General features: G+C 56.6%; 20 protein-coding genes. 7 read left to right on the top strand and 13 right to left on the bottom strand.

Annotation, left to right across the window (positions count from 1 at the left end; all coding sequences use genetic code 11):
* Positions 1-439: 439 nt before the first annotated feature.
* From QMO82_RS17790 to QMO82_RS17775, 4 genes are all read left to right on the top strand, one after another.
* Positions 440-2,047, top strand: coding sequence for a right-handed parallel beta-helix repeat-containing protein (locus QMO82_RS17790; protein ID WP_183607872.1), 1,608 nt, complete (start codon positions 440-442; stop codon positions 2,045-2,047).
* Between the two features lie 504 nt (positions 2,048-2,551).
* Positions 2,552-4,318: a type I secretion system permease/ATPase gene (locus QMO82_RS17785; RefSeq protein WP_183607873.1), complete on the top strand. Its 1,767-nt coding sequence runs from the start codon at positions 2,552-2,554 to the stop codon at positions 4,316-4,318.
* A gap of 17 nt (positions 4,319-4,335) precedes the next feature.
* A complete protein-coding gene (locus QMO82_RS17780; protein WP_183607874.1) occupies positions 4,336-5,646 on the top strand; it encodes an HlyD family type I secretion periplasmic adaptor subunit in 1,311 nt (436 codons plus the stop codon).
* 237 nt (positions 5,647-5,883) lie between these two features.
* Positions 5,884-6,579 (top strand): SGNH/GDSL hydrolase family protein, encoded by a 696-nt coding sequence (locus tag QMO82_RS17775; protein ID WP_183608343.1) that lies wholly within the window; start codon positions 5,884-5,886, stop codon positions 6,577-6,579.
* Between the two features lie 42 nt (positions 6,580-6,621).
* Here the strand turns inward: QMO82_RS17775 and QMO82_RS17770 are convergent, their stop codons facing one another.
* The 12 genes from QMO82_RS17770 to QMO82_RS17715 all read right to left on the bottom strand — a co-directional run bounded on the left by QMO82_RS17770 (position 6,622) and on the right by QMO82_RS17715 (position 17,887).
* Positions 6,622-7,098 carry a glycosyltransferase gene (locus QMO82_RS17770; RefSeq protein WP_183607875.1) on the bottom strand — a complete coding sequence of 159 codons (477 nt, stop codon included), beginning with the start codon at positions 7,096-7,098 and terminating at the stop codon, positions 6,622-6,624.
* Positions 7,095-7,553 carry a glucuronosyltransferase gene (locus QMO82_RS17765; RefSeq protein ID WP_183607876.1) on the bottom strand — a complete coding sequence of 153 codons (459 nt, stop codon included), beginning with the start codon at positions 7,551-7,553 and terminating at the stop codon, positions 7,095-7,097. Before QMO82_RS17765 ends, QMO82_RS17770 begins: the two co-directional genes overlap by 4 nt.
* A gap of 211 nt (positions 7,554-7,764) precedes the next feature.
* Positions 7,765-8,745 carry a glycosyltransferase family 2 protein gene (locus QMO82_RS17760; protein ID WP_183607877.1) on the bottom strand — a complete coding sequence of 327 codons (981 nt, stop codon included), beginning with the start codon at positions 8,743-8,745 and terminating at the stop codon, positions 7,765-7,767.
* The gene (locus tag QMO82_RS17755) at positions 8,742-9,626 is read right to left on the bottom strand and encodes a glycosyltransferase family 2 protein (protein ID WP_183607878.1); all 885 of its coding nucleotides are present in this window, start codon (positions 9,624-9,626) and stop codon (positions 8,742-8,744) included. Before QMO82_RS17755 ends, QMO82_RS17760 begins: the two co-directional genes overlap by 4 nt.
* A gap of 24 nt (positions 9,627-9,650) precedes the next feature.
* Positions 9,651-10,595, bottom strand: a complete 945-nt coding sequence (locus tag QMO82_RS17750; protein WP_183607879.1) for a glycosyltransferase family 2 protein — start codon at positions 10,593-10,595, stop codon at positions 9,651-9,653.
* 81 nt (positions 10,596-10,676) lie between these two features.
* Positions 10,677-11,498 carry a galactosyl transferase gene (locus tag QMO82_RS17745; protein WP_183607880.1) on the bottom strand — a complete coding sequence of 274 codons (822 nt, stop codon included), beginning with the start codon at positions 11,496-11,498 and terminating at the stop codon, positions 10,677-10,679.
* A 12-nt stretch (positions 11,499-11,510) separates the two neighbouring features.
* The gene (locus tag QMO82_RS17740; RefSeq protein WP_183607881.1) at positions 11,511-12,542 is read right to left on the bottom strand and encodes a polysaccharide pyruvyl transferase family protein; all 1,032 of its coding nucleotides are present in this window, start codon (positions 12,540-12,542) and stop codon (positions 11,511-11,513) included.
* Positions 12,543-12,572: 30 nt separating this feature from the next.
* Positions 12,573-14,075, bottom strand: a complete 1,503-nt coding sequence (locus QMO82_RS17735; protein WP_183607882.1) for a lipopolysaccharide biosynthesis protein — start codon at positions 14,073-14,075, stop codon at positions 12,573-12,575.
* A 150-nt stretch (positions 14,076-14,225) separates the two neighbouring features.
* Positions 14,226-15,128 (bottom strand): exopolysaccharide glucosyl ketal-pyruvate-transferase, encoded by a 903-nt coding sequence (gene pssM / locus QMO82_RS17730; protein ID WP_183607883.1) that lies wholly within the window; start codon positions 15,126-15,128, stop codon positions 14,226-14,228.
* Entirely contained in the window at positions 15,125-15,631 is a 507-nt protein-coding gene (locus tag QMO82_RS17725; RefSeq protein ID WP_183607884.1) for a DapH/DapD/GlmU-related protein, read from the bottom strand. Before QMO82_RS17725 ends, pssM begins: the two co-directional genes overlap by 4 nt.
* On the bottom strand, positions 15,631-16,782 hold the full coding sequence (locus QMO82_RS17720) for a glycosyltransferase (protein WP_183607885.1): 1,152 nt from the start codon (positions 16,780-16,782) through the stop codon (positions 15,631-15,633). The genes QMO82_RS17725 and QMO82_RS17720 overlap by 1 nt, the downstream gene beginning before the upstream one ends.
* 31 nt (positions 16,783-16,813) lie before the next feature.
* Complete coding sequence (locus tag QMO82_RS17715; RefSeq protein ID WP_183607886.1) at positions 16,814-17,887, bottom strand: endo-1,4-beta-xylanase; 1,074 nt, start codon at positions 17,885-17,887, stop codon at positions 16,814-16,816.
* 204 nt (positions 17,888-18,091) lie between these two features.
* On the opposite strand from QMO82_RS17715, the gene QMO82_RS17710 reads away from it, so the two are divergent.
* A complete protein-coding gene (locus QMO82_RS17710) occupies positions 18,092-18,466 on the top strand; it encodes a hypothetical protein (protein WP_183607887.1) in 375 nt (124 codons plus the stop codon).
* A gap of 156 nt (positions 18,467-18,622) precedes the next feature.
* Here QMO82_RS17710 and QMO82_RS17705 read toward each other — a convergent pair whose 3' ends face one another.
* Complete coding sequence (locus tag QMO82_RS17705; RefSeq protein ID WP_183607888.1) at positions 18,623-19,501, bottom strand: DUF6030 family protein; 879 nt, start codon at positions 19,499-19,501, stop codon at positions 18,623-18,625.
* Positions 19,502-20,024: 523 nt separating this feature from the next.
* On the opposite strand from QMO82_RS17705, the gene QMO82_RS17700 reads away from it, so the two are divergent.
* Positions 20,025-20,657 carry a class I SAM-dependent methyltransferase gene (locus tag QMO82_RS17700; protein WP_183607889.1) on the top strand — a complete coding sequence of 211 codons (633 nt, stop codon included), beginning with the start codon at positions 20,025-20,027 and terminating at the stop codon, positions 20,655-20,657.
* A 221-nt stretch (positions 20,658-20,878) separates the two neighbouring features.
* Positions 20,879-21,304 carry a helix-turn-helix domain-containing protein gene (locus QMO82_RS17695; RefSeq protein WP_183607890.1) on the top strand — a complete coding sequence of 142 codons (426 nt, stop codon included), beginning with the start codon at positions 20,879-20,881 and terminating at the stop codon, positions 21,302-21,304.
* Positions 21,305-21,604: the final 300 nt, after the last annotated feature.

Here is a 21,604-nt window from a genome sequence, read left to right as displayed (position 1 = left end):
TCTTTATTAGGAAGAAACTTATCAGAATGCGAGACGATTCTTCATATGGATGTCATATTTCGGCTAATCAGATTGAGCTATAGTTGAGTGGAATTTTTTTGTTGTTTGTAACATTATTGCAACTGCATTGTGCCTCGTGTTTTGCGCTGTCACTTTCCCGTCATGTCCCTTGAGCACGGGAGTTTATGTATCGGCGAGAACTCCATTCTGCTGGCGCGTCATCAATTGAAAAATAAACTTGGTTAACACAGATGCCTGAGTAATCGATGTGAATTATACGGTACAAGTTCGCTGCCATGCGAAATGTGTATCGCGTGAAAAATGCCTATTCTTCAAGAATCAAGAATTATTGCTGAATGTCCGGCATTTTAGTGTTTCATTTTAGCCGACGGAGAGAGGTCCCCGCTTAAGATTTCCAATAGCACCGGGAGATCAGAGCATGACCGTCTATTACGTGAATTCAGCGACAGGGTCCGACCACAATAACGGAACCGGCGAGAATTCCGCTTTTGCGACTTTGTCCGCAGTCGAATCCTTGAAGCTGAATCCCGGCGACAGCCTGCTCCTTGCTGCCGGAAGCGTGTTCAACGAACAGTTCGACCTGAAATATTCAGGCAGCATTACCGCTCCGATTACGATCGGCAGCTATGGTATCGGCGATGCACCGGTCATTCACAGCAGCAATGACGGTATTCACGGTTCCAAGGCTTCGAATATCGTCATCGAGAACATCAAGATCGCCGACACCGGGGCCAACGCGATATATGCGGGGAATGTGTCGAACTGGACGGTGCGCAACGTCGAGGTGACAAATACGGGCCTTTCCGGAAAGGCCGGTTCAGTCAGCTTCCAAAGCAGCCAGAACATCACGATTGAGAACAGCACGCTGACCGGTGTGCATGCCGACGGCATTTGGATGGACAAGGTCAACGGCGTCACCCTGATCAACAATAGCGTGACCAACAGCCAGGGCGCAGCAGCGGACGCCATCCAACTCAACAACAGCAGCAATATCCTGGTCAAGGACAATCATCTGGAGCAGACGGAAACCAACAGCGCCAAGGGTGTCCTCGTGCTGGTCCAGGCCGTAAATGCTATGGTCGAGGGCAACACGCTGGTCGGCGGCGGCTTTGGGTTAAGTGCTCAGGCGGGCACGAATATCTCCATCCACGACAACGATATCTCCGGATTTGGTGGCTACAAATGGTCCTACGGCATCGGACTTGGTGATCAGGGCGATGCGAAGGACTACGACATCAGCGGAAACTATATTCACGACGGTGTGTGGGGCGTATCGATCAGCGCGGCGGGTTATCCAGACTATGTTCGCTCAAATATCGATATCCATGACAATGTCTTTGATGATCTATCCTCTTCCGCGCTGAAGGTCGACAGAGCTGCATCGGGCTCTTTCCACGACAATATAGTAGACAGCCTAGTGTCGACGTTGACGATGCCTGCCGTTATTGCCGTCGCGAACACGTTCTCCGTCAGCGACAATGAGACGCTCGAACAAGCCCGGGCCGAGCTCGACAGTGCTGCCGGCACGAATGGCAATACCTCATCGAGCAGTGAACAGACGCCAGCCACTCCAAGTGCCGAGCCGCATGTGGACGTGCCGGCGCAGCCGCAGACGAGCACGCCGACGCCGGTAATCGAAACGCCAACGGCACCTGCTGCCGTCGCTGCTAAAATTGTCGCAGTGCATGACAGTCTGAAGATCTCGGCCGACACCGGCAGCGCCTATCACGGCAATCTCCTTGAAAATGATAGTGCGGCCAATGGGATCGTGCTGCTTCGTCGCTTCGGTGATAGTGCGGTGGATAAACACGGTCTGACGCTGACCGGAAAATACGGTGTCATCCATGTGGAGAGCGACGGCGACTACACCTACACGGTTGATGCGGCGAAAATCGCCGGCCTTAGCGGAAAGGTCACTGAGTCCTTCCAGTACAAGATCTCCGATGGCGCTTCGCACATCGATACGGACAGCTTGAGCGTCGGCATCAATGTGGATGCATTCCATAACAGCCACACATGGCACTGAAACAGACAATTGCCGCGATAGCGTCAGCCGGTCGCTGCTGATCGGTCTGCCTGTTTGCCTCAAGGTCTAAGCTGGGCGATCTGCTGCCGTCGGCGGCCGAAATCAAAAGAGTCGGGGACGGCTGATGACAAAATGTTTCCGTCTTTCGCAAACAAGCAGACTGTATATTCAATGTATAGTTAATGTCCCAGTAAATATCGTTTCTATGCGCGGGAGGCAGCCCGTGCTTTGAGCCGTTATTGGGCGGTTTTGGATTTTCACTTGCTTAAACCGGTATATTTATCGTAGCGTTAAGTTAGAGCTCCTGAATTCGCGCGCTAGAAATTGGAACTTTCGGCCATATTTCAGTGGGATTCGTATAATAAGTCGTCAGCTTGCAAGCGGAGATCCGGCGCCGGCGCCGACAATCCAAATGCGACTATGTCATTGATCGGGCTTGATGGCCCGTAACTGCAGTGTGCGGCGTATTTACCTGCGTGCGATGTGCTAGGAGAGGATTATTTGGTGTTTCAGAGTTCAGCAGCTGATGTCAGTGAGCCATCTAAAGCCTTGCGAAAATGCAAGGGAGGTCTTGTCTTCATTGGCATAGCCAGCGCGCTCATCAATATCCTTTATCTCACAAGTTCGTTTTTTATGCTTGAGGTGTATGACCGCGTCATTCCCGCCAAAAGCATACCGACGCTGGCTGCTTTGGCAATACTTGCGTTAGCCCTTTACGCCTTTCAGGGCGCGTTCGAAGTTCTCAGGAGCAGAATGCTCGTGCGCGTTGCCGGTGCGCTCGACGAGATGGTGAATGGACGGGTGTTCCGGGCGCTCATCAAGGCGCCGTTGAAGGTCAAGATCGGTGGGGACGGGCTGCAGCCGCTGCGCGACTTCGACCAGATCAGAACCTTCCTGTCCGGCATGGGTCCGACGGCGATGTTCGATCTGCCCTGGCTTCCCTTCTATATCGTGATCTGCTTCCTGTTTCACCCAGCGATCGGATATATCGCGATCGGTGGATCGCTGGTTCTCGCCGTCCTGACGTTCATGACCAACCAGGGAACGCGAACGCTCTCAAAACGGCAATCCGAAGCCGGCAATATGCGAAATGCCTTTGCGCAGACCTCGATCCGCAACTCCGAGGTCATCCACGCCATGGGCATGGCGGGCACCATGGCGGAAATCTGGGAACGCAAGAACGGGGAATACCGGACCATCAACCGGCAAGCATCGGATGTCGGGAACGGATATGCGACGCTGTCGAAGATTTTCCGTATTGCCCTGCAATCCGGAACGCTTGCGACCGGTGCGATCCTGGTCATTCAAGGGCAGGCCTCCTCAGGCATTATCATCGCCGGTTCGATTCTGACGTCTCGCGCCCTGGCGCCTGTGGAAGCCGCGATCGGAAATTGGCGCGGTTTCGTTTCCGCCCAGCAAAGCTGGGCGCGGCTTGCGAATCTGTTGAAAGCCATTCCGGAAATCCCGGCGCCGCTCGCGCTTGCGGCGCCCTCCAAGCAGGTGACGGTCGAGGGGCTGGCAAGCGGACCGCCGGCGGGCCAACGCCTGGTCATTTCCGATGTCAGCTTCGGCTTAAGAGCAGGAAGCGCACTCGGGGTCATCGGTTACAGTGCCTCAGGCAAGTCGTCGCTGGCGCGGGCGATGATGGGTATCTGGCCGACCGTCAGGGGATCCATTCGCCTCGATGGCGCAGCACTCGACCAGTGGGATGGCGACGCGCTTGGCCGGCACATCGGTTATCTGCCGCAGGACGTGGAGCTTTTCTCTGGGACCGTTGCGCAGAATATCTGCCGTTTCGCGAAGGAGATGTCGCCTGAGGCGGTGGTTGCCGCGGCGAAGGCGGCGCGTGTTCACGATCTCATTCTTCGTCTGCCGAACGGCTACGAAACCGAAATCGGCGAAGGCGGTGCAGCGCTTTCCGCCGGCCAGAGACAGCGTATCGCGCTTGCAAGAGCGCTTTACGGCGAACCATTCCTCGTGGTGCTCGACGAACCGAACTCCAATCTCGATGAAGAAGGCGAGCGGGCGCTGAGTGCCGCGATCATGAGCGTGCGCGCACGCGGCGGCATCGTCGTCGTCATCGCCCATCGATCCGGCGTTCTGGCAGTGTGCGACTTCGTGCTGATGATGCAGGACGGCCGGATGATCGCGTTCGGTCCCAAGGAGGAAGTTCTGGCACGGGTCAGCCGACCGGAAGCGGCGCGTACGCCGATTGCAGAGCGCGTGGCTCAGCTCAAAGTCGTCGTCGACGGCGTGAATGCGGCCGAATAGGCCGGGGGGAGAAGATTGTGAGCAAGATCATCAGCGAATCGAAACGTTCCCTCAATCGTCATGTCGCTATTGTCGGCGTGTTGTCGATAGCTCTCGTGTGCGGCATTGGCGGTTGGGCCGCAACGACGGAGCTTTCGAGCGCTGTCATCGGCGAAGGCGTGGTCGTCGTCAACGGCGATGTCAAGAAGATCCAGCACCTGACCGGCGGCATCGTGTCGGAACTTCTTGTCTCCGAAAATGACCACGTGTCGGCCGGGCAGGTCCTGATACGCCTCGATGGAACGTCGACGAGAGCAAACCTTTCGATCGTCGAAAGCACGCTCGCCCAGCTCTATGCGCGCCGCGCCCGTCTCAAGGCGGAACGGATCGGCGCCGATACGTTTGAGGTCCAGGAAAACATCAGCGATCTGACATCATCCAACACGGCCGCGCGGGATCTTCTCGATGGCGAGCGGAAACTGTTCGACAGTCGCAGGTCGGCGCTGATCGGAATGAAGAGCCAGTTGGCGTCACGCAAGGATCAGTTGGCCGAGCAGGTCAAGGGATTGGTCGTTCAGATCAATGCCACCAACGATTCGCTCGGCCTGATCGAACAGGAGCTTGAAGGTGTCGACACTCTCTACAAGAAGGGGCTCGTCACACTTCAGCGCCTGAATTCGCTCAAACGCGCGCGCGCCGATCTCCAGGGTAACAGTGGCCAGGAAATCGCCGCAAAAGCGGAAGCCGAAGGTAAGGCGATCGAGATTGATCGTCAGTCAATCCAGCTGGATGAGGATCGTCGTTCGGAGATCGCAAAGGACCTGACCGACGTCGAGGCGAAGATCGCCGAAAATGAAGAGCGCCGTGGGGCCGCGGTCGATCAACTCCGCCGTCTCGATATTACCGCGCCGCTGAGCGGGCGAGTTCACGAACTTGCCGTTCACACGGTCAATGGCGTCATTGATCCTGGCCAGACGCTGATGCTCGTCGTTCCCGAAAATGACGACCTTACGGTTGAGGCGAAAGTCGCTACTCGCGATATCGATCAGGTTCACGTCGGCCAATTCGTCGATGTGCGATTCAGCGCCTTTGATCAGCGCACGACGCCTGATGTGCGCGGTGAGATCACCTCCATTGCGCCTGATATCGTCAAGGATGAACGCACCGGCATCAGCTACTATCCCCTTCGCGTCAAGCCGGAGGCTGCGAGCATCGCCAAGCTGAAGTCAATAAAGCTCTATCCCGGCATGCCGGCCGAAGTCTTTATCAAGATCGGCGACAGGACCGTTATCTCCTATCTCACCAAGCCGCTGACCGATCAGATGCAGCACGTATTTCGTGAGGAGTGATTGGCGGCCGTGTCGCTGAGACCTCCGAGGCTTCAAGGAAGCCGTTGTCATCGGTCGGGCTCTCCTGCATAATTTCTCAAATCGAAACCGATTGAGAAATTATGCAGTCATTTAAAGCGTTACAGCATCTATTGGGCGTCTGAGAAAAAGCGCGGTTCTGTAGTGAGTTATTCGTCACGATCGAACAGCGATGTGCGGCCATTTCGCGAAATGGTCCGAAGCCTGCTGCAAGGTTTCATGATAGGTTTGCGGCTCCGGCGAGCGGTGCCAAGGGTGAGACGACCGGCCTATGGGCTGGTTTTGTATTTTACCTGTTTCGCGATGTTTTCAGTGACCAGGAACAGTTATGCCGAGGGCCTTCCGCCGTTGAAAATAGTGGCTTTCGGTACATCCTTGACGGCCCGCGGGGGATGGCAGCCGTCTCTGGAGACGGGGCTTGCAGCCTGCCTGCAAAGACCGGTGAAAGTTGAAAGCGTTGCAAAGAGCGGCGAGACGTCGCTATGGGCTCTTACCCAGGTTGATCGCGTCGTTGCCGGGCAGCCGGATATCGTTCTGATCGAGCTTTACGCCAACGATGCAGCATTGCAGCGGTTCGTGTCGCTTGCGCAAAGCCGGAAGAATATCGGCGACATCCTCGACCAGCTTCGGCAGCGCCTGCCGCGAGCGCGGATCATCGTCATGGCGATGAATCCGTTTTCGGGACTGCGTGGACTGATCCGTCCCTTTGTCGGCAGCTACGTCTCGGCCCATCAGGCGGAGGCGCAGGAACGGGGTCTGGAGTTTGTCGACCACCAGCCCAACTGGCAGCGCCTGACGCCGGGGGCTCTGGCCGCGGCAATCCCTGATGGTGCCCATCCCCTGCCTGACATTGCTTCCAAAATCATCGTGCCGGAACTTGTCAAACATATTGCCGGCGACAATTGCAAAGAATGAAAGATCTCTGCCTTGCCGATCGCGTGCGCAGGGGGCTTGGGTTCAGACTGTCGCGAGATAGCCTTTGAGGTATTTGACCAGCGAAGTCCGTCCAACCTCAGACGGGTCCTCGTGCGAGGGACTGTCCAGATCTTCGAGAAGATAGTTTCTGAGATCCTCGTCGGTATGCGCGACATAGATGCCGGGCCGGCCGGCGAGCTGGCCTACCGTGGCGAGCTGATGGTCGTTTCGATGCTCGCCAAGAGACGCCTGCCGGGGAACGAGAATGATCGGTTTTCCAAACCGTTTCGCCGTCAGCACCGTGCCAATTCCCGCATGAGAGACGATAACGCTTGCATCGAAAAAGACCTTATCGAAGTCCGCGGGCTCGATATTTTTGATCCATTTCATATTCTGGGGCGTGTAGGTGCCCTTGCCGATCTGCGCCAGAACCGGCTTGGACAATTCCTTTGCGAAGGTGTCGACAGCCTTGACGAGGCGATCAAACGGCAGCTGCGTTCCGACGGTGACAAGGATCAAAGCACAGCTCCTGCGTAGTGGGGACCATCCGGCCGCGACAAATGTTGCCATTGCGTAAGCCAGAGCGTCGCGATACGGCCAGCCAATTTTCCCGACAGGGACAGCTTCTCGACGTTGGCGACGCTATCGATCCAGATCGTCCGCTTGCCCGTCAATTTGCCGGCAAGCAGGCAAAAAAGTCCGGGCGCGGCACCGGTGGAGATGATGACGTCAGGCCTGTGTCTGATGACGATGGAGAAGGCGCTGCAAAAGCACCGGATCGACATGGTAATCGAGTCGCGGCTGCAATCGGGAAGCACCAGACCGTCGCGAATGTCATATTTGGCAAGCAGGCCCGGGATGGTCGTTGCAAAGACGATATCGCAGCCCTCGAATGCGCCGCGCATGGCCATCAGCTGCTCCCAATGGCCACCTCCCGAGGAGGCGGCGAGAACCTTCAATTTTTTTTCAGTCATAGACAGGCATCTCCTATATTTGACCGATGAGAAGAGTGAAAAACAATTCTGTTCGAAAAGCGGCTGCGTCACGATAGTTCCGTCGAACTGTATCATTTTTGGCCGGGTTGGTATAAGCCTTGAAGTTCATGACGGGCCAATCACTTATGATGTTTTGGTTTGGGGCATAAGAAGCCTCGAAACTCATCTCAACATGCTCCTGCAAACAATATCAGAGAGCCGCATTCGGCTTATATTCCTGGTATGCATGTCCGAGAATCCCGTTGACCATGCCGGCGCCGCGCAGAACATGGGTGAGGGCACGCATGCCCCAATAGGGTGAAATCAGGATCGCCGGCAGCATGACCAGTCCAAGCACGACTCTCGTGGCGCCATAGGCGGCGCGATAAATCCGGCGCCTGAGGTTGCCATGCAGAACCTCGCTGACTGCGAAGGTATTGCCGAGTCGGTACTGTCTTTGCAACACCCATTTCCAGGTCATCCGGTTCGCAGGAACGATGTCATGGACAAGTGCCTTGTCAGCCCAGAAAATCTGCATGCCGCGGCGGATGGCCTGATTGAAGAAGAGATAGTCCGTACCGCCGGTGAAGCGCATCTTCTCCTCAAAACGAAGGTTCCATGAGCGGATCAGCGGATAGTCGAACATGACATTGTTCGAAGCCGCATAACCGATACGCTGGCCGTCCATGTTCTTCTTGCGCTCGAATACCCTGGCCTTGATGAAATACTCCGGCGGGTTTTCGGGATAGACCGGCTGGACCGGGCCGTAGACGCAATCGGCGCGGTTTTTCTCGCGGGTCTCCAGCATAGCGTCCAGCCAGCCGTCGACCGGCCATTCGTCATCGTCGAGAAAGCAGAAAAGGTCGGTGCCGGGAGGTGCTGAATCCAGCGCGCGGTTGCGCGCAAAGGGTATGCCCTGGTTCTGTTCGACGACGTAGATCAGATCATAAGCGCCAGTTTGGCCAAAGCCCTCCACCGTTGCCTTTGCGCTGCCGGCCGCATCGTTGTCCACGACCACCATGGTGAGATGAAAGGGGCGGGCCGGGTGCCGGATCTGACGCGTCATGACGTCGAGCAGCTTGGCGATCCCGTCCAGACGCCGATAGGTCAGCACGCCGACGGCGATCTTCAACGGCGCGGCGCCCGCGGCCATGCCGGCGGACGACTGCGAGAAGGTTTCTTGCTGGTTCACGACTGTCCTCTCCGCAGCATATTTCCCAAACGCTTGCGCGCCGCCATCAAGGCCACTTCGGTTGCGGCAGCATCGCCGAACGGACCGCCGGCGACCGCGCTGCGAGCTTCCCCCCGGAGCCTCAGCAGCGATGTCGTTTCGGCAATGCCGCCGGCCACCAGGCTCTTGCCGAGTGCCTGCAGCCCATCATAGCGACGCGCCAGCTCCAGTCCCGTCGCAATCATGATCCGCGGGCGCAATGTCTTTGCCCTGCTCGTTCCCGTATAGCGGTTCGACGCATGAATGCGCTGAAACGTCAGCGGTGTTTCGACGATGGCGCCGCGGCCGAGATAGGCAGCGGCAAACTTGATATAGTTGTCGCTGAGGACGACGTCTGCGGCGACGGTCATGGGCAGGATCTGCGACAGCAGGCTGCGGCGGAAGCTCAGGCCCGATGTCGGAACGGGAAGCGAGGGGAAGCCGCCTCTGCGAAGCGTTTCCCGCTTGTCGAACAATGTCAGTTGCAATTCCGCAGAAGGTTGGTCGCCTTCATTGGTCGTCACCCGATCGAAACACCAGTCGATCTCGTTGCGATCGTAGATCTCGGCTATCCGCGCAAGTTTACCGGGCAGAAACGCGTCATCGGCATCGAGGAGAAACAGGATATCACCGCTCGCGGCCGCAAAACCGGCGTTGAAACTCGAGGCTTGGCCGCCATTTTCCTTCAACACGCACAGGATCTCCTCGCCATAGGAGGCGAGAATCTCCCTGGAATCATCCGTCGAGCCATCGTCGACCACGATCACTTCGAAGTCGGGGTAGGCCTGCGACAGAACGCTGTCGATGCATGGGCGCAGAAAGCGCCCGTAATTGAAGTTGTTGATGAGCACCGAGAGTTTCAAATTACCGCCTCCTGGGCCAATCGATCACCGCGCCAGCGTCTGGGGCGCGTATCGGCGAATTCCGGCGCGATACCCACGCATGTAGTAATATTTCCAGATCGCCCAAAAACGCTTCTTCGATTGCGGCAAGAGATAGAGCATGGCTGCCCGCAATCCCCATTGCGCGCTTTCGATCCAGGTCGGAAGCGGAACTCCGCTTAACCTTACCCCTCCCGGCACTTCGTCGGGAAAGAGTGCCGGCATGCCATAACCAAGCCGTTCGCCGCGCTTCTGTACCCAATGCTCGGTGACACTCGATGCCGGAATCCAGTGATGAACCACGGCCTCGGCGCATCGATAGGATTTGGCGCCATTTGCCGCCAGGCGAATGATGATCTCGGCATCTTCGCCCATGGCAAATATCGGTCCCGGAAGAGGACCGATATCTTCCCGGTAGCGCACGCTCGTTCCCAGCAGCTCCCGCCGAATGATCGTGTTCGGGCCCCAGACTTTTGTCGGGTCACACGGTCCGCTTTGCGTTTCATCGACGATCGCAAATGTCGATCCCATCGGAATCCACTCGATAAAGCGGTCCTTCGGTTCCTTTTCCCAATCGGGGACGATTCTGCCGCCGAAGACGCCATAGCCCGGATGGGCGGTGGCGCAGTCGACGATGGCTTTCAGCCAGTTCGGTTCGGCGCGAATATCGTCGTCGGTGAGGACGACGAGATCTCCCTTTACCCGATCCAAGCCCAAATTCAGCGCGCCGGATTTTCCCGGTTTGTGCTGCTGCAGGATGGTGATCGGAAGCGTCTCGCTATATGAATTCAAAAGGTCGAACGTGCCGTCATTGCTGTTGTTGTCGATAGCAACCAATTCCCACCGATCATGGGGAAGCTCCTGGCGCACCAAGGAATCCAACATCTGGCGCAGCCGGCGGCTGGCGCCATTGTAGGATGCAAAGAGCACGCTGACGAATAGATCCGACATCAGTGAACAACCCTCTTGGTGAAGTCGAAAGAGAAAAGCGTCATATTTTGACTGCCTGTGCGATGTTCGAGCGAATGGGTTTTACGCCGGGTTCGACCGCGTCTTGCCGAAGAATTCGCGCCTATGCGTTTCGCCGAGTACCCTCAGCTTACGAAGATTGCGTAGCCAGCGCCGCGGTTTGGTGAGCACGCCGCGGTTCAGGAAATACTGTCGCAGCAGGCTCGGTGCCTGACTATGCGATCCGCCATGCGCAACCCGGTATACTGCTCCGCGAAAGGGGAGTTTCGCAAGCGGCGCCCCGCGTTGCGCCAGAATCTTGGCGATACGGACATGGCTGCCCAGCATCGACTTGATCCAGTCGAGCGAAGCATCCTCAAATCGGTTCGGCACATCGTAGAGATCGGCACGGATGATCAAGGATGTGCCGCAGAGATGGCTGAAGTCATCATGGCCGAGGAGGAAATTGCCGCCATCGTCCCAGATGTAACCGTGGTCGATCGTCCAGCCGTTGGCGTCCCGATTCTCGGACGCGTGCTGCACGATCCGAGAGCTGACGAAGTCATCGTCGTCGACAATCATGAAAAAGCGGCTGTCGGCGGCGTTCAGCATGCCGCTCAGAACCCGCCGGCCCTTGTCCGCGCGGAAGGCGTCAAGGAAGTCTTCCTTGCTGCCCTTTCCGAGTTCATGCAGGTCGTTCGGCGGAAAAGTCACGCGGACGGCAGAAAACTTTTCCGGTAGTTCAGGCAGATCGGCCCCTTCATTCGCAACGATGATTCCCCGCCAGTCTCCATTAGTCTGGTTGGAAATGGAGGCCACGGTCTGGGTGAGATTTGCCTTCAGCCTGCTCCAATCGCGGGCATTGTCCTGATGTCGGACCGGGATGATGAAGGTAACGAGTGGCATCCAATAACCCCCTTAAGCCCGCAAGCCCACAGCTTCTTTGTTATCGATACGCCCCTTGATCGCCTGGTGACGCGCCCACTCGATCCCGTCTTCGAGCGAGGTTGCCTTGTATGAAAGATCCGTTCCGCCGGAGAAAGCATTCATGAAACGGCGGATCTTTCCATAGCTATTATCCAGTACGGCATGCGGACGGCCGAGCAGCAGCGAGCAGATATGGACGTGCAGGCGATCGGTGACGATGGCGCGAGCCCGCGAAATCTGGCTGATGCCGCGTTCGAAGCGGTTGTGCGCTGCGGCGTCGAGCCTGCGCAAGGCAACTTCGCTCGGCTTCAATGCAAGATAGGCCGAAGCTACCCCCAGCTTCTTGGCGATATTCACCTTCCTTTTCGACTCCGTGATCCAGTCCTCCACCGGAATGTCGGAAGGGATCTTGCGATCGGTGCCGCCAACCCGTTCCGCGTCCTCCCGCAACATGGCGAGGACGGGAATTTGCGTCGCCCTTTCCGCAAGCGGGCCGATGGCGAAAGCCATATCGGGGCATAGTCGCACGGTGCAGTCGAAATGTTTCTCGGAAAATTCCTTCGATTCTTCGTCACGCACGAGCAGAACGAAATTCTTGTGACGCCCGATTGCCCGTTTGGACTGCTCGATGCGCTCAGGCGAACTATAATGTATCGACTGCGGGAACTGGATGATCTGGCGATCCGGGAAACGCTCCATGATCATTTCGCGGAAATCCTGGTGAGCAACCCAGATATCGCCGAAATTGCCGCCGCCGTGAATGAAGATCGGGCCCGTGGGAACCCGCCGTTTCAGCTCGTCGGCGGAGAAGTCGTAGAGCCTTGAAACATAGTCCGGACGCTTGCCGAAGCGATCCTTGAGATAGGCCATCTCACCCAGCCAGATCGCCGAGTCGCCGCAATTGCGGATGTCCGGAAAGTCGAGAATGGCGAGCGGTTCCTCGCGCGAGACATAGTCCTTCAGGCAATCATGGATCATGCCATTGAGTTTCGCGATCAGCTCAGATCTGGATTGGCTGGTCATTCTGCCTCTCTTGTTGATGTTCGTTTAAATTCAGGCCGACTTGGGTACGGCAATACGTTTGGCTTTTGACAGAAACTTGACAAAGATACGCTGAACTTCGGTTTCCGGGCCATCTGGCTTCTTCATCGCAAGCCAAAGGACAAAACTGGAACCGACATAGAGAATGCCGCCGGTGACGACGAGGATGGCCAGGTGAAGGGCCAGCGCCGTCTTGTCGGTCGGAGTGTTCAGGATATGCGACAATCCCCAGACGCCGGCGGCCATCAAGGCGACGCTGGCAAGCGCGCGGAAGTTGGCCGCGAGCTGTTGGAAGAATGGCAGATTGATCAAACGCTTGACGAGAAGCATGTTGACCGCGGTGGAAATCAGGCCCGTCACCACACGTGCATAGACGACACCAGGCAGTCCGGCCATCATCAGGCCGGCGATGATGATGGGAACGCGGACCACCAGCATCTGCGTGTCGCGGATGAACAGCAGCTTGGTATGGCCCTTTGCCATGCCCAGCGGCTGGACGAGCGAACCGAGGGTCTGCAACGCAAACACCGATGCGAGCGCCTGGACGATGAAGATCGCCGGAACCCACTTCTCTCCCAGGGCAAGCCGCATCATCGGATCGGCGACAACAGCCATGCCGATTCCCGCCGGAAGCGCCACCGCCGCCAGCAGCGCCTGCGCGCGTTGATAGGCTGCGACAAGCCGGACCGGATCGTTGCGGACCTTGGAAAAGCCCGGGTAAATCGTCTGGTTCAACGGCGCCGTCGCCTCGCGCGTCGGCAGCGTCGACAGGGTGTTGCCGACAGTATAGTGACCAAGTTGCGTGGCGCCCAGCATCTTGCCGATCAGCAGATATTCGATCCGCCAGTTCAGCGTGTTGACGATCTGTCCGGCCGTCAGCCACACCGAGAAGGAAAACAATTCCCGGGCATGGCGGAAGGTTATGCGCGGCCAGAACGGCAGGACGGTGTAGGACACGATGATATTGGTCACCTGATAGGCAAGCGTGCCGATAACGAGCGCCCAATAACTCTGATAGATCGCGGCAATTGCCACTGTCACAATGAAACCAACCAGCTTTTGCGAGACGTTCAGCACGAACTCCTGCCAGAAGATCAGATCGCGCTGGAGCATGATGCGGCGTGGATTGGCGAGACCGCTCAGGAGCAGGCTGAAACTCAGGGCAAGCATCACGCTGGTCAGCCGAGGTTCGTTATAAAATTCGGCGATCGGATAAGACGCGGCGGCAAACAGCAGCGCCAAGATGGCGCTTCTTGTCACGCTCAATGTCCAAACCGCGCTGAAATGGCTTTCGCTGGGAGACTCGTGGCGGATGAGCGCCTGATTGAGCGAAAGTTCGGTGACCGAACTCAAGATAACCTGGATCGTCGTTGCAATGGCGACGAGACCAAAATCCGCCGGTACGAGATACCAGGCGAGGACGAAGGTGCTGAGTGCCGAAAGCCCGTTGACGATGGCGCGGGACAGACTCAGCCACATGCTGCCCTGAATCAGTCGGTCGGTCACGCTGCTCATGGGCGAACCGCTCCTGATGTCGAGGACCTTGACCATTTGAGCAGGCCGCATGCCGATCCAAAATGCTTCTGCTCCTCGCGGGCGCAGAGGATATTGATGGAGTTAGAAAGCATCATGCCTTGTTGCCTCGTCACGAAACCGATTGCGACCTCAAAGGGCGCTTGCCGTTTTCTTGGAAAAATCTTGCTTCAGCCGATTCAGCTCGGCCAGCATTTTCTCGTGCGCTCTTGCGATAGACACATCCGTGCTGAGTTGGCCCGGCTTTTCTGCCACCCGCTGCAATGTCTTGACCGTCGATCCGAAGACATAGTTGCCGGTCAGTTGGCGGATACGGCGGTGACGGAAGGTTATGTTTTTCAGCAGGTAGGTGTTTTTCCGCACCAGCGACGCTCCTGCTTCAACGAGGTTCGACGGGCCGATCGGATCAAAATCGATTTCCAGATCAAGTGCACTCGCCCAGTCGTACCACTTGGCTCTGTTCCCTGGCGCGATCGGCCGGATCGCCCGCCATGGAACGCGCAGCGCGTCCGATATAATGCAGCCATGCATCGCCTCGGAGACGACTTTATGTGATGCGCTGATTTCGGTCAGAACCTTTTCCACCGACCAGCGCGGATCGATATAGTGGATGCCGGCGAGATCGCAGACCTTATCCCAGCTGCCGTACATGGCGCTTTCATAGTGCGGCATGAAGGAGACCGGATAACGCTTCTCGATGTTCTTGGCATCCCAGCAGCTGCGCGTCAGGATGCCGGAATCGCCGATGGCGTAGCTCGGATCTATGCCGAGGACTTCGGCGGTCTTCTTTCCGCGCACGAAATAGAATGTCCAGTTGCTGTCGACCTTCGGCGGGTTGGTGTATCCGCCATAACCGGAACCGAAGACGATCTTCTGCATGTTCGGGTCGAAATTGTCGTAGAGGATCGAACCGATGCCGAGAAAGAGCTGACCTTCGTCATCGTCGAAGAAGCCGGGCAGCAAGCGCTCCCAAAGCCAATGGTTCAGCTCGTCGCCAAAATTTTCGTGTTTCCCTCGGTAGGCAAACATCTTCATCGTGCTTCTCCAGTCGGCAAGTGCGTCACGTTCTGCGAGATCGTCTCGTCCTCGCGTGCCATGCGTCCGTAACGTGAAATGATCTTGATGTCGCTGCGGATTACCTTTGCCGGATTGCCCGCTACGAGGGAGCGTGGCGGAACGCTCTTGGTCACCACCGAGCCGGAGCCGATGACGCATTCGTCGCCGATTTCGACACCCGGCAGAATGATGCTGCGGGCGCCGATGAAGCAGCGTTTGCCGATTCTCGTGTGAAGATAGAGCCCGCGCGTCAGGTCGTGGGTCAGGATCGCGGCTTCAAAGGCGACATAGGTTTCCGCGCCGATATGCAATCCCTTCGGATTGGTCTTGTCGAACCGCACGCTCAGCGAAAAGCTGGCCGTCGGATCGATGTCCATTCCCCAGAACTTCGTATAGTAGAGCCATTTGGCCGTCACAATTCCATTGCGCAGCGGCCGAAATACGTTCAGTCCCCACTTCGGCTTTTTTCCTGTCTGCACCATCAAGTCCGACCCCGGCTGGAAAATTCGTCTAGCACGGAACTGTAATAGTCCTCGAGCATCCCCGTCTGACGACGTAAGTCGAAGTGCTCGGCCACCAGAAGCGGTGCCCGCGCGCTGAAGGCTGTCCACAGGGCCTGGTCGTTGAGCAGTCTTCCGACCGCTTCCGCCATTCCTGCGACATCCCGCTCCTCCACGAGATAACCAGTTTTCCCCTCTTCGATCGCTTCGCCCACGCCTCCCGAGCGAAATGCGACGACCGGAGTTCCGACGGCTTCCGCCTCGAGATTGGCGAGGCCGAAAGCTTCAGCGTGACCATTATCGAGCGTCACGCTTCCGTGGAGATAAAGCTCAGCACTGGCGAGCAGATCCCTTATCTCCGTCTGCGACAGATTTTCATGGATCGTGACGCTTGGCAAGGAACGACGTGCCAGTGCTTCGATTTCCTCCTTCAACGGACCCTGTCCGACCATCACGAATTCGACCGGAGTGCCGGCAGCCGCCACGCGGGACAGCGCATCGATCATGAAACGATGGCCCTTGTAGTCGACGAAGCGGGCAATTGAAACCACCAATCCTTTTTTTCGGGGACGGGGTTCCATTTTGAAGAGATCGAGATCGATGCCGATATGATGGCGAAAGACCCGGTCGGCGCGAAAGCCGAGCGCCAGCAGCCGGTCGCGGATGAAATCGGAAACGGCGATATTCCAGCTGTTCCAGCCGGCCATCTCGCTCCGGCCTTTGGCGAAGAAGCGCACCTGATTGAAGCCGCCCGGCTTTTTCGGGTCGCCGCCATAGGTCGCGTCGAAACCGTGGAAGGTGGTGACGAGCGGTTTGCCCGCGGCGCGTGCCAAGGGCCCGATGACATAACCGTTCTTGCCGAAATGGGCGTGAACGAGATCGGCTTTGCCGATCACCGGAAAGAGGAAGGGAAGGCCGATCTGCGGGATTTTGAGAAGCAGTTCTCCGGCGCGTGCGATGGGGGACCGACGGATGTCATGAACCGGAACGGTGGATTTTTTGGTATGGGCGGAAGAAATTCGCGAGCCGGCAAGAATTTCAGCTTCGAACGAACGAAATGCCACCGCCTGGTTGAGAACAAACGCCTGGCTGGCAGGCAAAAATTTTTCCACGTAAATAACGGCTTTTCTCATGAATCTGTCGATGTCTCCGTTGTCTTGCGCATCACATCGCCTCTATTGCCCGTCGGATGCCATCAACCGCACTTCTCGGCGCATTGCTTTCGTCGTAAAGATTAACGCGCTTCGTGCACGCCGCATCCGGACCGGTGCCCTTCTCATCGGGCTCGCCGTATTTTTCCGACATGCCCCATACTGTCACGCCTTTCAAGTCGCCACGCTCGGCGGCCACGGTGATCACGTCGCCGAAAATATCGGCGTATGACGCTGGCGAAAAGCCTTTGTCGCGGTTCAGGAAGTGGCAGGACGCATCGAGTTCGGTGATGAAAACGCCGACACCCATGTCCTTCAGCGCCGCGCAGAAACGCCCCATTCCTTCCGGGTCGATCCGGTCGAAGCCGGGACGGAAATGCGCCTGCAGCCCCACCGCGTTGATCGGCGTTTTCCGGGCGACGAGATCCTCGACGATTTTCAAGATGCGCACCCGCTTCTGTTCGAACACGTCGGATTTTTTCTCCAGATGCGTTTCATTGAGCACCAGCGTCGCACCGGGATTGGCCTGATGTGCCATGTCGAAACTCATACGGATATAATCGACGCCAAGAAGGCGGCGGAAAACACAATCCCGCAGATCCGGCGCATCATATTCCAATGGCTCGTTCACCACATCCCAAGCGTCGATCGAGTTCTTATAGCGAGTGACAACCTGTTTTATATGACGGTTCATCGCCACCTGAAGGGTCTTCGCGTCGGTGATATCAGACACCCACTCCGGAACGCGATACCAGATCAGCGTATGGCCATAAACCCTCATGTTGTTTTTTCGCGCAAACGCAACCATCCGGTCGGCGCTTCCGAAGCTGAAAACGCCCGGCCGCTTTTCCGTCGCATTCCACTTCAGCTCGTTTCGCGGCGTTATCGAATTGACGTTGTCGATGTAGATCTCGGAAGCGATCGGATCGTTGATGTTCTGCAGGTCGATTGCCGATCCGAATCGGAACGCCTTGCTGTCGGCAAGGGCGCGCAGCCCTTTGGCCGGAGGCACCTGTGCAAGAGCCCGGCCCGCGCGGACATACAACAAAGCGAGCGGAACCGAGGCGAGGAAACGTCTTCTCTTCATTCTATCTCTCACTGTTGGCTTTTTTCATGTCCGCGCTGGAAATTGAAGGGCCGAGCGTGTCGGCAATGATCCATCGCGGGATTCGCGTTCAATTCAGTAGAGTAATGCAACCTCAAATATACTTTCGCCGTAGGGGGTATTGTCAGTCTCTGCTAGACTTGCCGGCCTGCTCCAAGATATAAATCATTCCGGAGGGCGCTCGTGATGGAAGAGTGGTTTAGCTATCTGATGAGCTGTTTTCATATGGCATTGCAAAATGCCGTTTTTTTTATGGCGACTGTTCGAAACGATCGATCTTTTCTCGATGATTGGCAGTTCGCAGCTCTTGTCCTCGGCCTCCTCGGCATCATTGTCCTCCTGGTCGCTGCGCTCGTCAGAATGTCGTGGCGGTTGCAGCGATCGGAGATCGTCATTCGCTCGCTGAACGACGACCTTGCGCAAGTCACGCAGGATCTCAATGTCGAGCGTGTCTGGCGCCTGGCGGGCGGGGACAGCACCGAACGGCCGAGTGCGGACAGTCTGAAAGAGCTTTACAAGATTTTGGCCAGACGTCACGAGGATGCAAGTTACATGGTGTGACCAGTCGGCGCGTGGTGCGCGGCCGGAAACCTAAAGCGCGTCGCGATATTTCAGATTCGCTCCTTGCGCTTTAGCTCTTTGTTTTTACGCATGTCTCGGCAAAAGCGTTTCACGCTTTGCCTGGCAAAACCGCTGCACACTTTTGCGCGACATGCTTTAATACCGATGTTGCGGGCTTTCTGCTGGCGTCCCGGCATCGGTGGGCGTCGATACTGATTCCGGTTGTCGGCTGCTGGGGTCCGGCGATGGTAGCCATATTCTGCCGGAGAAATAATTTCTCGTTCTTTTCTGTGGTCCCGAGGTCGCATCCAGCGACAGCGTGAAATTATAGCGTCCGGGGTTGAGCACCTCACGGCTGAAAGTGATGCTGGCTCCGAAGCCGTCTTCCTTGATGTCCCTGAGATTTTTGATCGCATTCAGCGTCTCATGAAAATCGAGCCATTGCGGTTGCCGCAACATGGTTTCGAAAATTCGCAGAATGCCGGGATCGAGCTGGCCATTCTGATCCGTCTCAGGATTGATGATTTTCACTCGCATATTGTTGATCGTGCCGGCGGCGTCGCCGCGAACGATGACGAAGACTGAGCTCGGAAGCTGATCCTTCTCCCGCTTGCCGCTATGCTCGAAAAAGCATTCGAACGTATCGGCATTAAAGCTCGCCGCCGCCCAATCACTGGTTTCCATGCCGGCGGTGCGCAGCGCCGCGCACATTGCCGGCCCGGATATCCGCCATGTCCGCAGAAAAGTCGACGCGGTCTGTACCATCGGTGGCTCGATGATATGCCCAGGGAGTGTAAAGATGGCCGGGGGCGTTGGGCGAGGGAGGGCTTTGGGCGGCGGCGGCTTGATTTCAGGGGGAAAGAGATCGAAGCCAAAATAATGGCCGACCGTCTTCAAGTGTTTCATATCGTTGGAAAGAAGCACCGTCCCCATGACCAGCGAGAGGGAGATCGTCAGCAGCAGCCAGAAGACCACGGGGATCTTCGGTTTTCCCACCGGCTGTTTGGCATTTGCGGACGATGAATTCTCGGGCAAGCTTGTCTTCTCCGGTGCGAGAAGGGTTTCGATCGGGCTGTCTAAACCCAGCAGTATACATTTATCCGTTAAATATCTTTGGCTTCGTGTCGGCAATTGGGCGCCTTTGTGCTTCGCAACCAGAAGGGGAGACCGATTTCGGCGGAGGCGCAGCGACACCCTCTCCATCGGGAATCGCTCAGGCAGCACCGGACTATCGCAGCGGCAGACTGCGAACGATGTAACTATTGCTGCCATGAGCCAGTCGCTGTTATTTTTGTATCTTTGTGATGTGCGGAGATGTTGTCTTTGATGTCTGTTGTAATCTGGAGAAATTATCGCTGACTGTTCTGTTTATTTCGTGATAGCGCATCAGTTTTATTTGGATGATACCTTATTTCTCAAATTTATCGCTCTAAAGTTTAATATATTATTTTAAAGCTACAGATTATATTTTGATTCTCCTTGCAATTTGGCGGATTCCATCAAATTTTCGACGTATTTTTTGATAGGGTTTGCCGCATAATCGCCCGGGGGGAGCGAGATGTCCGTCGAGCTAGACGCAACCACCTATGTTCACGCCAAACCGACAACCGCGCACACCTACATCTTGCCCGCGGTGCTCGATGTGCTGGAGAGCCATTTCGATGGTTCGGCGGAACGCGACGTCTTTGATTTGGGATGTGGCACCGGCGGAGCAGCCGCGGCCCTTGCGGAGAGGGGATACTATGTCGTCGGCGTTGATCCTTCCAGCGATGGTATCGCCAAGGCCAATATCAATTATCCCGAACTGCCGCTGAAAGTCGGCTCGGCCTATGACGACCTTTCCAGCGAATATGGCACGTTCAATGCGGTCATCAGTCTTGAGGTGGTCGAGCATGTCTACGATCCCAGGACATTCACCGCGACGATGTACGATCTCGTCAAGCCGGGCGGCGTTGCCGTGATGTCGACGCCCTATCACGGTTATCTGAAGAACCTTGCCCTGGCTGCGTTGGGGAAGATGGATGATCACTTCATGCCGTTGAAGGATCATGGGCATATCAAGTTCTGGTCGAAGAGCACCCTGAGCACGCTGTTGCTCGAAACCGGCTTCGACAATGTGCGTTTTGAATATGTCGGACGGATCCCCGTTTTGGCCAAATCGATGATCGCCGTCGCTCGAAAGTCTCTTTAAAGATGGCGTCGGAGCAGCATTGGTTTCGAAGCCTTCCGTCGGGCGAGAGAATGCGGTTGTGCAACCCACTCCAAGGGCATCGGCTGTAATAATCCACAGGTTGTTTTTCCCCTGTGCAGTGCTGAAAAAAATCCTTACGAAATATTTACTTTTAGTTGCATTCTTGCTTAAACTCTCCATTATACGGCTGGGCATGCTGATAAAGTGGGAGACTTATTCACATGAAGGCTAAATCCCCGAATTCGATCGACGTCTATGTCGGCAACCGTGTGAGAGTTCGGCGAAAGACGCTCGGGATGACCCAGCACGGTCTGGCCGAACTTCTGGGCATTACCTTCCAGCAGATCCAGAAATACGAAAAAGGAACGAACCGAATAGGCGCCAGCCGTCTGCAGCGCATATCCGAGATTCTGCGCGTGCCCATCGGCTTTTTCTTCGAGAACGGCGGTGTCGGACCGATCGAAGGCGAGACCAGCGAATTGAACAGGTTTTTGTCCTCGAAGGAAGGGCTGGCGCTCAACAAGGCATTCATCGCCATCGAGGATCCGAATATCAGGCAAAAACTGGTGGCCTTGGCCAAAAGTCTGGCGGTCGCGGGATTGTCGGAGATCGACGGTGAGTTGCAGGATCCGGTTGTAAACGGCTGAGGACAGGTCTTGCTTCATCTGCTGACATTCGGCGATCTATGGTTGATCGAGGCCATGGTGGGGCGATGAAAGATAAGGCGCTGACCCACGCATCGCGCGGCCGTTGCGCAATGATCGGCGATCGAAGACGGGCGCTCTTTCATCGGCAATACGCCGAAAGCGCTGGGCCGGTGGTTGTCGTCGAGACGTGGCTCGCCATCGTCCCCTATTGGGGCTATTGGAAAAAGACTTTAACGGCAGGGCCTATCGAAGGCCGGTTTTGGACAGTAGGGGCATTGCTTGGCGAGAACTGTCATTGTT

Origin of the sequence: Rhizobium sp. BT04 (genome assembly GCF_030053135.1) — a bacterium.
Taxonomy (GTDB): domain Bacteria; phylum Pseudomonadota; class Alphaproteobacteria; order Rhizobiales; family Rhizobiaceae; genus Rhizobium; species Rhizobium binxianense.
Note: the sequence above shows the minus strand (reverse complement) of the source record. Positions and strands in the feature narration are given on the sequence as shown.

Excerpts from the sequence above, each read along its gene's own strand:
- QMO82_RS17790 (WP_183607872.1), top strand. The coding sequence starts at position 440 with ATGACCGTCTATTACGTGAATTCAGCGACAGGGTCCGACCACAATAAC.
- QMO82_RS17775 (WP_183608343.1), top strand. The coding sequence starts at position 5,884 with ATGATAGGTTTGCGGCTCCGGCGAGCGGTGCCAAGGGTGAGACGACCG.
- QMO82_RS17765 (WP_183607876.1), bottom strand. The coding sequence starts at position 7,553 with ATGACTGAAAAAAAATTGAAGGTTCTCGCCGCCTCCTCGGGAGGTGGC.
- QMO82_RS17750 (WP_183607879.1), bottom strand. The coding sequence starts at position 10,595 with ATGTCGGATCTATTCGTCAGCGTGCTCTTTGCATCCTACAATGGCGCC.
- QMO82_RS17745 (WP_183607880.1), bottom strand. The coding sequence starts at position 11,498 with ATGCCACTCGTTACCTTCATCATCCCGGTCCGACATCAGGACAATGCC.
- QMO82_RS17740 (WP_183607881.1), bottom strand. The coding sequence starts at position 12,542 with ATGACCAGCCAATCCAGATCTGAGCTGATCGCGAAACTCAATGGCATG.
- QMO82_RS17735 (WP_183607882.1), bottom strand. The coding sequence starts at position 14,075 with ATGAGCAGCGTGACCGACCGACTGATTCAGGGCAGCATGTGGCTGAGT.
- pssM (WP_183607883.1), bottom strand. The coding sequence starts at position 15,128 with ATGAAGATGTTTGCCTACCGAGGGAAACACGAAAATTTTGGCGACGAG.
- QMO82_RS17725 (WP_183607884.1), bottom strand. The coding sequence starts at position 15,631 with ATGGTGCAGACAGGAAAAAAGCCGAAGTGGGGACTGAACGTATTTCGG.
- QMO82_RS17720 (WP_183607885.1), bottom strand. The coding sequence starts at position 16,782 with ATGAGAAAAGCCGTTATTTACGTGGAAAAATTTTTGCCTGCCAGCCAG.
- QMO82_RS17715 (WP_183607886.1), bottom strand. The coding sequence starts at position 17,887 with ATGAAGAGAAGACGTTTCCTCGCCTCGGTTCCGCTCGCTTTGTTGTAT.
- QMO82_RS17710 (WP_183607887.1), top strand. The coding sequence starts at position 18,092 with ATGGAAGAGTGGTTTAGCTATCTGATGAGCTGTTTTCATATGGCATTG.
- QMO82_RS17700 (WP_183607889.1), top strand. The coding sequence starts at position 20,025 with ATGTCCGTCGAGCTAGACGCAACCACCTATGTTCACGCCAAACCGACA.
- QMO82_RS17695 (WP_183607890.1), top strand. The coding sequence starts at position 20,879 with ATGAAGGCTAAATCCCCGAATTCGATCGACGTCTATGTCGGCAACCGT.